Source organism: Streptococcus sp. HMSC063B03, from assembly GCF_001836965.1.
Lineage (GTDB): Bacteria > Bacillota > Bacilli > Lactobacillales > Streptococcaceae > Streptococcus > Streptococcus pneumoniae_F.
Genome location: NZ_KV831045.1, coordinates 75,493 through 87,268 on the forward strand (window position 1 = coordinate 75,493; position 11,776 = coordinate 87,268).

At 41.3% G+C, this 11,776-nt stretch carries 6 protein-coding genes; 5 read left to right on the top strand and 1 reads right to left on the bottom strand.

What is annotated here, in order from left to right; genetic code table 11:
• Positions 1 to 33 precede the first annotated feature (33 nt).
• The gene (gene bgaA, locus HMPREF2628_RS05135; RefSeq protein ID WP_070842527.1) at positions 34 to 7,272 is read left to right on the top strand and encodes an LPXTG-anchored adhesin/beta-galactosidase BgaA; all 7,239 of its coding nucleotides are present in this window, start codon (positions 34 to 36) and stop codon (positions 7,270 to 7,272) included.
• Between the two features lie 179 nt (positions 7,273 to 7,451).
• Here the strand turns inward: bgaA and HMPREF2628_RS05140 are convergent, their stop codons facing one another.
• Positions 7,452 to 7,811, bottom strand: coding sequence for a DUF3397 family protein (locus HMPREF2628_RS05140; RefSeq protein ID WP_004269933.1), 360 nt, complete (start codon positions 7,809 to 7,811; stop codon positions 7,452 to 7,454).
• A gap of 91 nt (positions 7,812 to 7,902) precedes the next feature.
• Between HMPREF2628_RS05140 and HMPREF2628_RS05145 the strand changes: the two genes are divergently transcribed.
• Genes HMPREF2628_RS05145 through HMPREF2628_RS05160 form a run of 4 tightly spaced genes read left to right on the top strand, consistent with a single transcriptional unit; the run spans position 7,903 to position 11,713 of the window.
• Positions 7,903 to 8,859, top strand: a complete 957-nt coding sequence (locus tag HMPREF2628_RS05145; RefSeq protein ID WP_070842623.1) for a tRNA modification radical SAM protein MnmL/YtqA — start codon at positions 7,903 to 7,905, stop codon at positions 8,857 to 8,859.
• Positions 8,843 to 9,400 carry a tRNA 5-(aminomethyl)-2-thiouridylate-methyltransferase MnmM gene (locus HMPREF2628_RS05150; protein ID WP_070842528.1) on the top strand — a complete coding sequence of 186 codons (558 nt, stop codon included), beginning with the start codon at positions 8,843 to 8,845 and terminating at the stop codon, positions 9,398 to 9,400. Before HMPREF2628_RS05145 ends, HMPREF2628_RS05150 begins: the two co-directional genes overlap by 17 nt.
• Positions 9,393 to 9,647 (top strand): hypothetical protein, encoded by a 255-nt coding sequence (locus HMPREF2628_RS05155; protein ID WP_000361085.1) that lies wholly within the window; start codon positions 9,393 to 9,395, stop codon positions 9,645 to 9,647. The genes HMPREF2628_RS05150 and HMPREF2628_RS05155 overlap by 8 nt, the downstream gene beginning before the upstream one ends.
• An 11-nt stretch (positions 9,648 to 9,658) precedes the next feature.
• Positions 9,659 to 11,713 carry a cation:proton antiporter gene (locus tag HMPREF2628_RS05160; RefSeq protein ID WP_070842529.1) on the top strand — a complete coding sequence of 685 codons (2,055 nt, stop codon included), beginning with the start codon at positions 9,659 to 9,661 and terminating at the stop codon, positions 11,711 to 11,713.
• Positions 11,714 to 11,776: the final 63 nt, after the last annotated feature.

Here is an 11,776-nt window from a genome sequence, read left to right on the forward strand (position 1 = left end):
AAAAATGAAAGCGATTACTAAAAGGAGGATTTTATGGAAAAAAGCCATTGGAATCGGAAAAGAGTCTATAGCATTCGTAAATTTGCTGTAGGAGCTTGCTCAGTAATGATTGGAACTTGTGCAGTTCTATTCGCAGGAAATATAGCTGGAGAATCTGTAGTTAATGCGGATGAAACACCTATTACTCGTACTGCTGAGAAACCTAAAGAGGAAAAACCGATAGTAGAAGAAAAGGTTGATCAAGCTTTGGAAACTAAAAATATAGTTGAAAGTACAGCACAAAAACAACCTAGTGCCACTGAGTCTATTTCATCTGAGAAGAAAGAAGATGAAGCAGTGACTCCAAAAGAGGAAAAAGCATCTTCAAAATCTGAAGAAAAAGCTCCAAAGATAGAATCACAAGCTTCAAGTCAAGAAAAACCGCTCAAGGAAGATGTTAAAGCTGTGACAAATGAAGAAGTCAACCAAATGATTGAAGACAGAAAAGTGAATTTTAACCAAAATTGGCACTTTAAACTCAATGCAAATTCTAAGGAAGCCATTAAACCGGATGCAGATGTATCTACGTGGAAAAAATTAGATTTACCGCATGACTGGAGTATCTTTAATGATTTTGATCATGAATCTCCTGCACAAAATGAAGGTGGACAGCTTAACGGTGGGGAAGCTTGGTATCGCAAGACTTTCAAACTAGATGAAAAAGATCTCAAGAAAAATGTTCGCCTCACTTTTGATGGCGTCTACATGGATTCTCAAGTTTATGTCAATGGTCAGTTAGTGGGTCATTACCCAAATGGTTATAACCAATTTTCATATGACATCACTAACTATTTGAACAAAGATGGACGTGAGAATGTAATTGCTGTTCATGCAGTCAACAAACAACCAAGCAGCCGTTGGTATTCAGGTAGCGGTATTTACCGTGATGTGACTTTACAAGTGACAGATAAAGTTCATGTTGAGAAAAATGGGACAACCATCTTAACACCAAAACTTGAACAACAGCAACACGGCAAGGTTGAAACTCATGTGACCAGCAAAATTATCAATACGGACGACAAAGACCATCAACTTGTAGCAGAATATCAAATCGTTGAACGTGGTGGTCAGGCTGTGACAGGTCTAGTACGTACAGAGAGCCGTACCTTGAAAGCACATGAAGTAACTAGTCTTGATGCGATTTTAGAAGTTGAAAGACCAAAACTCTGGACGGTTTTAAATGACAAACCGGCCTTGTATGAATTAGTTACACGTGTTTACCGGGACGGTCAATTAGTTGATGCTAAGAAAGATCTGTTTGGTTACCGATATTATAACTGGACTCCAAATGAGGGCTTCTCTTTGAATGGTGAACGCATTAAATTCCATGGAGTTTCCTTGCACCATGACCACGGAGCGCTTGGAGCAGAAGAAAACTACAAGGCTGAGTACCGTAGACTGAAACAGATGAAGGAAATGGGGGTGAATTCGATTCGTACGACTCACAACCCAGCAAGTCCTCAGACTTTACAGATTGCAGCTGAACTTGGCTTACTTGTTCAAGAAGAGGCCTTTGATACTTGGTATGGTGGAAAGAAACCTTATGACTACGGACGTTTCTTTGAAAAAGATGCTACCCATCCTGAGGCTAAAAAAGGTGAAAAATGGTCCGACTACGATTTACGTACTATGGTAGAGAGAGACAAAAATAATCCTGCTGTTTTTATGTGGTCAATCGGAAATGAAATCGGTGAAGCAAATGGGGATCCTCATTCTCTAGCGACTGTTAAACGTCTAGTCAAAGTTATCAAGGATGTTGATAAAACTCGTTATGTTACCATGGGAGCAGATAAGTTCCGTTTCGGTAATGGTAGCGGTGGGCATGAAAAAATTGCTGATGAACTCGATGCTGTTGGATTTAACTACTCTGAAGATAATTACAAAGCCCTTAGAGCTAAGCATCCAAACTGGTTGATTTATGGGTCAGAAACATCTTCAGCAACGCGTACAAGAGGAAGTTACTTCCACCCAGAGCGTGAGTGGGTACAAAGTAATCAGTCATGGCGTAACTATGAACAGTCAGATTATGGAAATGACCGTGTTGGTTGGGGTAAAACGGCAACTGCTTCATGGACATTTGACCGTGACAATGCTGGCTATGCTGGTCAATTCATTTGGACAGGTACGGACTATATCGGTGAACCAACTCCATGGCACAACCAAAACAACACGCCAGTTAAAAGCTCTTACTTTGGTATAGTAGATACTGCAGGTATTCCAAAAAATGATTTTTATCTTTACCAAAGTCAATGGGTTTCTGCCAAGAAAAAACCAATGGTTCACCTTCTTCCTCACTGGAACTGGGAAAACAAAGAGTTGATAGACAATGTAGCAGACGCGGAAAATAAAATCCCTGTACGTGCTTATTCTAATGCTGCAAGTGTAGAATTGTTCTTGAATGGAAAATCTCTCGGTCTTAAGACTTTCAACAAAAAACAAACTAGCGATGGACGAACTTACCAAGAAGGTGCTAATGCTAATGAACTTTATCTTGAATGGAAAGTTGCTTATCAACCAGGTACCTTGGAAGCAATTGCTCGTGATGAAGCTGGTAAAGAAATTGCACGTGACAAGATTACGACTGCTGGTAAGCCAGCGGCTGTTCGTCTTATCAAAGAAGATCATGCAATCGCAGCAGATGGAAAAGACTTGACATATATCTACTATGAAATTGTTGACAGTCAAGGGAATGTAGTACCAACTGCCAATAATCTGGTTCGCTTCCAATTGCACGGACAAGGCCAACTTGTCGGTGTCGATAACGGGGAACAAGCCAGCCGTGAACGCTATAAGGCGCAAGCAGATGGTTCTTGGATTCGTAAAGCATTTAATGGTAAAGGTGTTGCCATTGTCAAATCAACTGAACAAGCAGGTAAATTCACACTGACAGCCCATTCAGATCTCTTGAAATCTAGTCAAGTAACTGTCTTTACTGGTAAAAAAGAAGGACAAGAAAAAACTGTTTTAGGGACAGAAGTAGCAAGAGTTCGTACATTAATTGGTAAAGATCCAAAAATGCCGAAAACAGTAGGTTTTGTATACAGCGATGGTAGTCGTGAAAAACTTCCAGTAACTTGGTCTCAAGTCGATGTTAGTCAAGCAGGAGTTGTGACTGCTAAAGGTACAGCAAATGGACGTGAGGTAGAGGCTCGTGTTGAGGTTCTAGCAATTGCGAAAGAATTACCAACAGTTAAACGTGTTGCTCCAGGAGCAGATTTGAACACTGTAGATAAATATGTGTCAATACTTGTAACCGATGGAAGTGTACAAGAGTACGAAGTAGATAGCTGGGAGATTGCGGAAGCAGATAAAGCCAAACTTTCAGTAGCAGGATCACGTATTCAAATGACTGGTCAGTTAGCTGGAGAAACTATTCATGCAACCCTTGTGGTAGAAGAAGGAAAAGTTGCAGCACCTGTAGTGCCAACTGTTACTGTTGGTGGTGAGGCAGTAACAGGGCTTACTAGTCAACAACCAATGCAATACCGCACTCTTGCTTATGGTGCCCAATTGCCAGAAGTCATAGCAAGTGCTGAAAATGCTGATGTTACAGTTCTTCAAGCAAGCGCAGCAAACGGCATGCGTGCGAGCATCTTTGTTCAGTCTAAAGATGGTGGCCCTCTTCAAACCTATGCAATTCAATTCCTAGAAGAAGCACCAAAAATTGCTCACTTGAGCTTGCAAGTGGAACAAGCTGACGGTCTCAAAGAAGACCAAACAGTCAACTTGTCGGTTCGAGCTCATTATCAAGATGGAACGCAAGCTGTATTACCAGCTGATAAGGTGAGCTTCTCTACAAGTGGTGAAGGGGAAGTTGCAGTCCGAAAAGGAATGCTTGAGTTGCATAAACCAGGAGCACTTACTCTGAAAGCTGAATATGAGGGTGCTACAGGTCAAATCAATCTCACTATACAAGCCAATACTGAGAAGAAGATTGCGCAATCCATCCGTCCTGTAAATGTAGTGACAGATTTACACCAAGAACCTACTCTTCCATCAACAGTAACAGTTGAGTATGACAAAGGTTTCCCTAAAGCTCACAAAGTCACTTGGCAAGCTATTCCGAAAGAAAAACTAGACCACTATCAAAGCTTTGAAGTGTTAGGTAAAGTTGAAGGCATTGACCTTGAAGCGCGTGCTAAAGTATCTGTAGAAGGCATCGTTTCAGTTGAAGAAGTTAGTGTGACAACTCCAATCGCAGAAGCACCACAATTACCAGAAAGCGTTCGTACATATGATTCAAATGGTCACGTTTCATCAGCTAAGGTTGCATGGGATGCGATTCGTCCAGAGCAATACGCTAAGGAAGGTGTCTTTACAGTTAATGGTCGCTTAGAAGGTACTCAATTAACAACTAAACTTCATGTTCGCGTATCTGCTCAAACTGAGCAAGGTGCAAACATTTCTGACCAATGGACCGGTTCAGAATTGCCACTTGCCTTTGCTTCAGATTCAAATCCAACCGACCCTGTTTCAAATGTCAACGATAAATTGATTTCCTTTAATGACCGACCAGCCAATCGTTGGACAAACTGGAATCGTAGTAATCCAGAAGCTTCAGTCGGTGTTCTGTTCGGAGATTCCGGTATCTTGAGCAAACGCTCCGTTGATAATCTAAGTGTCGGATTCCACGAAGACCATGGAGTCGGTGCACCGAAATCTTATGTGATAGAGTATTATGTTGGTAAGACTGTTCCAACAGCTCCTAAGAATCCTAGCTTTGTCGGTAATGAAAACCATGTCTTTAATGATCCTGCTAATTGGAAACAAGTGACTAATCTAAAAGCTCCAGAACAACTCAAGGCTGGAGAAATGAATCACTTTAGCTTTGATAAAGTTGAAACTTATGCTGTTCGCATTCGCATGGTTAAAGCAGATAATAAGCGTGGAACGTCTATCACAGAAGTACAAATCTTTGCGAAACAAGTTGCGGCAGCCAAACAAGGACAAACAAGAATCCAAGTTGACGGCAAAGACTTAGCAAACTTCAACCCTGATTTGACAGACTACTACCTTGAGTCTGTAGATGGAAAAGTTCCCGCAGTCACAGCAAGTGTTAGCAACAATGGTCTCGCTACCGTCGTTCCAAGTGTTCGTGAAGGTGAGCCAGTTCGTGTCATCGCGAAAGCTGAAAATGGCGACATCTTAGGAGAATACCGTCTGCACTTCACTAAGGATAAAGACTTACTTTCTCGTAAACCAGTTGCTGCGGTTAAACAAGCTCGCTTGTTGCAACTAGGTCAAGCACTTGAATTGCCGACTAAGGTTCCGGTTTACTTTACAGGTAAAGACGGTTACGAAACAAAAGACCTGACAGTTGAATGGGAAGAAGTTCCAGCAGAAAATCTGACAAAAGCAGGTCAATTTACTGTTCGAGGTCGTGTCCTTGGTAGCAATCTTACTGCTGAGTTCACTGTACGAGTGACAGACAAACTTGGTGAGGCTCTTTCAGATAACCCTAACTATGATGAAAACAGTAATCAGGCCTTTGCTTCAGCAACTAATGATATTGACGACAGTTCTCATGACCGGGTTGACTATATCAATGATAGAGATCACTCTGAAAATCGTCGTTGGACAAACTGGTCTAAAACGCCATCTTCTAATCCAGAAGTATCAGCAGGTGTGATCTTCCGTGAAAATGGTAAGATTGTAGAGCGGACTGTTGCGCAAGCCAAACTTCACTTCTTTGCAGATAGTGGTACAGATGCACCATCTAAACTTGTTTTAGAGCGCTATGTCGGTCCAGACTTTGCAGTGCCAACCTACTATTCAAACTACCAAGCTTATGAATCAGGACATCCATTCAACAACCCAGAAAATTGGGAAGCTGTTCCTTATCGTGCGGATAAAGACATTGAAGCTGGTGATGAAATCAACGTAACATTTAAAGCTGTTAAAGCCAAAGCCATGAGATGGCGTATGGAGCGTAAAGCAGATAAGAGCGGTGTTGCGATGATTGAGATGACCTTCCTTGCACCAAGCGAATTTCCTCAAGAAAGCACTCAATCGAAGATTCTTGTAGATGGAAAAGAACTCCCTGATTTCGCTGAAAATCGTCAAGATTATCAAATTACCTATAAAGGTCAACGTCCAAAAGTTTCAGTTGAAGAAAACAATCAAGTAGCTTCAACTGTGGTAGATAGTGGCGATGATAGTCTTCCAGTACTTGTTCGTCTTGTTTCAGAAAATGGAAAACAAGTCAAGGAATACCGTATCCAGTTGACTAAGGAAAAACCAGTTTCTGAGAAGACAGTTGCTGCTGTACAAGAAGAACTTCCAAAACTTGAATTTGTTGAAAACGATTTGGCCTACAAGACAGTTGAGAAAAAGGATTCTACGCTGTATCTAGGTGAAACTCGTGTAGAACAAGAAGGAAAAGTTGGTAAGGAACGTATCTTTACAGCAATTAATTCTGATGGAAGTAAGGCAGAAAAACTCCATGAAGTGGTAGAGGCACCGACAGACCGCATCGTCTTGGTTGGAACGAAACCAGGCACCTCTCTTCCAGAAGACGAATTGAAAAATCTTGTTCGGAATCGCCCAGAGCTTGTAGTCGAAGAAGAAACCATTGACTTCAAGGTTCAGGAGCGTAAGTCTGATAAGTTGTATCTAGGTGAAACCCGTGTCCTCCAAGAAGGAAAACAAGGTGTCCGTGTTCGCTTGATTGAAGTAGAAAATGGAAAACGTCAACTTAAAGAAACTTACGATAAAGTTGCTGCACAAGATCGTATCGTGGAAGTTGGAACCAAACCAGGCACCTCTCTTCCAGAAGACGAAGTGAAGAATCTTGTGCTTAACAGACCAGAACTTGTAATTGAAGAAGAAATAATCGATTTCAAGGTTCAGGAACAAAAGAATGACAAACTTCCAGTAGGTCAAACTCGTGTCCTCCAAGAAGGTCGAAAAGGTATCCGTGTTCACTTGATTGAGGTTGAAAATGGTAAGCGAACTGAAAAGGATAGCTATGATAAAGTTATGGCTCAGGATCGCATTATAGAAGTCGGTACAGCTGGCGAAACAACCAAACCAGTAGCTCAAGAAGCTAAAAAACCACAAGTGTCAGAAAAAGCAGATACAAAACCAATCGCTTCAAGTAAATCTAGTCAAATTAACAAAGCCCAGTTACCAAATACAGGAAGTGCGACAAGCCAAGCAGCAGTAGCAGCAGGCTTAGCTCTTCTTGGTTTGAGTGCAGGATTAGTAGCCACTAAAGGTAAAAAAGAAGACTAGAAATTTTGATACTTTCGTTATCATTAAAGACTAGTGAGAAGCTCTTGTCTTAGATAGAAGATAAATCCCTTAGAATATAAGTTTCTAAGGGATTTTCTTTGTATAAAATTGTATAGTGTTATTATCTACCTTATTTTGTAGAGAAAGCAAAAATCCCTAGAAAATGTTTAGGGATTCAATTATTTCATTAAGAACAATTCAACAATCATCTCGATATACATGACAAGGGTTAATAAGAATCCTGCACGCCAGAAAAATTTGATGAATTTAGGATAGTAAAAGCTACGTTTTTTCAAAAGGAAGAAAAAAACGAGAATAATGGCTAGGAGAGAGAGGGCTAGGCCTAGTCTAGGGAGGAAATTATGGGTAAAGGTTTTAGCTGTAATCAAGTAATACTCAAATACCAAGACTGGAAAAGCCAAATCCGCAAAGTTTCGTCCTAGTTTTTTTAATCTAAAAAGTTTGGTTATGATAATGCAGACTACTAAGGTCAGTATCAATAATAAAATAGATGCTAATTTCATTAAAATCATATCCATATTGTATCATAAAAAATCGCTAATGGAAACGAGAAACAGAGGAATTTATAGGAAAGTCAGGCTTTTGAGATTGTGGTTGTTTTTTGTTATAATGAAAGTTATGAAATCTTATAACACCTTGAATGATTATTATCGAAAACTCTTTGGAGAAAAGACCTTTAAAGTCCCTATTGATGCGGGATTTGACTGTCCCAATCGTGATGGAACTGTGGCTCATGGGGGCTGTACTTTTTGTACGGTTTCCGGTTCTGGAGATGCCATTGTGGCACCAGATGCGCCTATTCGTGAGCAATTTTATAAGGAAATTGACTTTATGCACCGCAAGTGGCCAGATGTTCAGAAGTATCTGGTTTATTTTCAGAATTTTACCAATACCCATGAAAAGGTGGAAATCATTCGGGAACGCTATGAGCAGGCCATCAATGAGCCAGGTGTAGTAGGAATCAATATCGGAACACGGCCAGACTGTTTACCAGACGAAACCATTGAATATTTGGCTGAGTTATCGGAGCGCATGCATGTGACGGTAGAATTGGGCTTGCAGACTACTTATGAAACAACCTCTGATCTGATTAACCGTGCCCATTCTTATGAATTGTACGTGGAAACGGTCAAGCGTTTGAGAAAGTATCCCAAGATTGAGATTGTTTCTCATTTGATCAATGGCTTGCCTGGTGAAACCCATGAGATGATGATTGAAAATGTCCGCCGCTGTGTTACGGATAACGATATTCAAGGGATTAAACTGCACTTGCTTCACCTCATGACAAATACACGTATGCAACGGGATTACCATGAGGGACGCTTACAACTGATGAGTCAGGCCGAATATGTTAAGGTCATCTGTGACCAACTGGAAATCATTCCCAAACATATTGTCATCCATCGAATCACGGGAGATGCACCTAGAGATATGCTGATTGGGCCGATGTGGAGCCTCAATAAATGGGAAGTTCTAAATGCTATTGAAACTGAAATGAGACGTCGTGGAAGCGTTCAAGGATGCAAGGTTGTAAAACAGGAGTTTGAAAATGAAAAGACCACTTGAGATGGCACATGACTTTTTGGCTGAGGTAGTAACTCAGGACGATATCGTAGTGGATGCGACCATGGGAAATGGTCATGACACGCTTTTTCTAGCCAAGCTAGCTAAGCAAGTCTATGCTTTTGATATTCAGGAGCAAGCCTTGGAAAAGACGCAAGAGCGTTTGAACCAAGCTGGCCTGACAAATGCCCAGTTAATCTTGCAAGGCCATGAGACACTGGACCAGTTTGTGACAGAAGCCAAGGCAGGGATTTTTAATCTGGGCTATCTGCCATCAGCTGATAAGTCTGTCATCACCCGACCTCATACAACAATTGAAGCATTAGAAAAGCTGTGTGGTTTACTTGTCAAAGGGGGACGAATTGCTATTATGATCTACTATGGTCATGAAGGAGGCGACCTCGAGAGGGATGCTGTCTTGGAGTTTGTTAGCCAGTTGCATCAACAAGTGTATACAGCTGCCATTTACCGAACTTTAAACCAAGTCAACAACCCACCATTTTTAGTGATGATTGAAAAATTAGAGAGATATAGACATGGATAAACAATACCTACGTGAAAAGCTGGATGCTATGCGCCAGAATTTTGTTGAATCAACCCACCACGAACGAGCAGTGGGAGTACTAGACCAAGCGCATATGAGCAAAAAAATGCTTAAAATCAAGAAAAAGTTAGTTGCTCTTGAAATGGAACGGTGCCAGAGAAAAATTGAGCACAAGGATTGTTCCAAGATTGACCAAAAAATCAAAGAGCAGAAGGAGATATTTGAATCCTGTTGTAAAAAAGATTAAGGAGGAAGAGCGTGGAATTACTGATTTACCTCATCCTATTTTTACTGGTCTTGATTGTCTCGAGTACAACCAATAAACTCCTGCCCTTTTTGCCTCTCCCTTTGGTGCAAATTCTTTTGGGAATTGTGATTGGTCTCTTTTTACCCAATACTGATTTTCACCTCAATACGGAGTTATTTTTGGCCCTAGTTATCGGTCCCTTACTTTTCCGAGAGTCGGAAGAAGCGGATATTACGGCTATTTTAAAACACTGGCGAATCATTGTTTATCTCATATTTCCAGTGATTTTTATCTCGACCCTGAGTTTGGGTGGCTTGGCTCATCTTCTTTGGCTCAGCCTTCCCTTGGCAGCTTGTTTGGCTGTTGGGGCTGCGCTTGGGCCTACGGACTTGGTGGCCTTTGCCTCTCTTTCGGAGCGCTTTAGCTTTCCTAAGCGCGTATCCAATATCCTCAAAGGTGAAGGACTCTTGAATGATGCTTCTGGCTTGGTGGCCTTTCAGGTGGCCTTGGCCGCTTGGACAACAGGAGCCTTTTCCCTTGGGCAAGCAGGTAGTTCGCTCATCTTTTCAATTCTAGGCGGTTTTTTGATTGGCTTTTTAACAGCCATGACCAATCGCTTCCTCCATACTTTCTTGCTAAGTGTACGTGCAACGGATATAGCCAGTGAGCTCCTTCTGGAATTGAGTTTGCCTCTGGTGACCTTCTTCCTGGCAGAAGAAGTCCACGTTTCAGGGATTATTGCCGTTGTAGTTGCTGGGATTTTAAAGGCAAGCCGTTTTAAGAAAATTACGCTCCTCGAAGCCCAAGTGGATACGGTGACCGAGACGGTATGGCATACAGTGAACTTTATGCTGAACGGTTCTGTCTTTGTGATTTTAGGGATGGAGTTGGAAATGATAGCAGAGCCTATCTTGACCAATCCAATCTATAATCCCTTACTTTTATTGGTATCTCTTATAGCCCTGACCTTTCTCCTCTTTGCTATTCGTTTTGTCATGATCTATGGCTACTATGCCTATAGGACTAGACGTCTCAAGAAAAAGCTAAATAAGTATATGAAGGACATGCTTCTTTTGACCTTCTCAGGTGTCAAGGGAACGGTGTCGATTGCTACGATCCTTCTGATACCAAGTGATTTAGAACAGAAGTATCCCCTATTACTTTTCCTTGTCGCAGGTGTGACGCTGGTAAGCTTTTTAACCGGTCTCTTGGTCTTGCCTCATCTTTCTGATGAACAGGAAGAAAGCAAGGATTATCTCATGCATATCGCTATTTTGAATGAAGTAACGCTAGAGTTGGAAAAAGAGTTGGAAGACACCAAAAATAAACTTCCCCTCTATGCAGCCATTGACAATTACCATGGACGTATTGAAAATCTCATACTGAGTCAAGAAAATAAGGGGGCTCAAGAGGACTGGGAGGCCTTGAAACTTCTCATCCTCAGTATTGAAAGTGATGGTTTGGAACAGGCTTACGAAGAGGAAAAGATGAGTGAGCGTGCCTATCGAGTCTACCAACGCTATTTGAAAAGCATGGAACAAAGTATCAATCGCAAGTTTGCTTCACGATTGACCTATTATTTCCTTGTTTCCTTGCGGATTTTACGTTTTCTCCTTCACGAAGTCTTTACCTTAGGTAAGACCTTCCGCAGTTGGAAAAATGAAGAATCACAGAAACTCAGAGCCCTTGACTATGACCAAATTGCAGAGCTCTATCTAGAAAATACAGAGATGATTATCGAAAGTTTGGAGAACCTAAAAGGGGTTTATAAGAGTTCTTTGATCAGCTTCATGCAGGATTCTCGTCTCCGAGAAACAGCTATTATCACCAGTGGTGCCTTTGTCGAACGGGTTATCAATCGTGTCAAACCCAACAATATCGATGAAATGCTGAGAGGCTATTATCTGGAGCGCAAGTTGATTTTCGAATATGAAGAAAAACGATTGATTACGACCAAGTATGCCAAGAAGTTACGACAAAATGTGAATAACTTAGAGAACTATTCCTTGAAGGAAGCTGCCAATACCCTGCCTTATGATATGGTGGAATTGGTAAGAAGAAATTAGTTAATGCTCTTCGAAAATCTCTTCAAACTACGTCAGCGTCGCCTTACCGTAGGTATGGTTACT

What these genes read in the sequence shown, in the direction of transcription:
- bgaA (WP_070842527.1), top strand. Translation starts at nt 34, where the DNA reads ATGGAAAAAAGCCATTGGAATCGGAAAAGAGTCTATAGCATTCGTAAA.
- HMPREF2628_RS05140 (WP_004269933.1), bottom strand. Translation starts at nt 7,811, where the DNA reads ATGGATATGATTTTAATGAAATTAGCATCTATTTTATTATTGATACTG.
- HMPREF2628_RS05145 (WP_070842623.1), top strand. Translation starts at nt 7,903, where the DNA reads ATGAAAGTTATGAAATCTTATAACACCTTGAATGATTATTATCGAAAA.
- HMPREF2628_RS05150 (WP_070842528.1), top strand. Translation starts at nt 8,843, where the DNA reads ATGAAAAGACCACTTGAGATGGCACATGACTTTTTGGCTGAGGTAGTA.
- HMPREF2628_RS05155 (WP_000361085.1), top strand. Translation starts at nt 9,393, where the DNA reads ATGGATAAACAATACCTACGTGAAAAGCTGGATGCTATGCGCCAGAAT.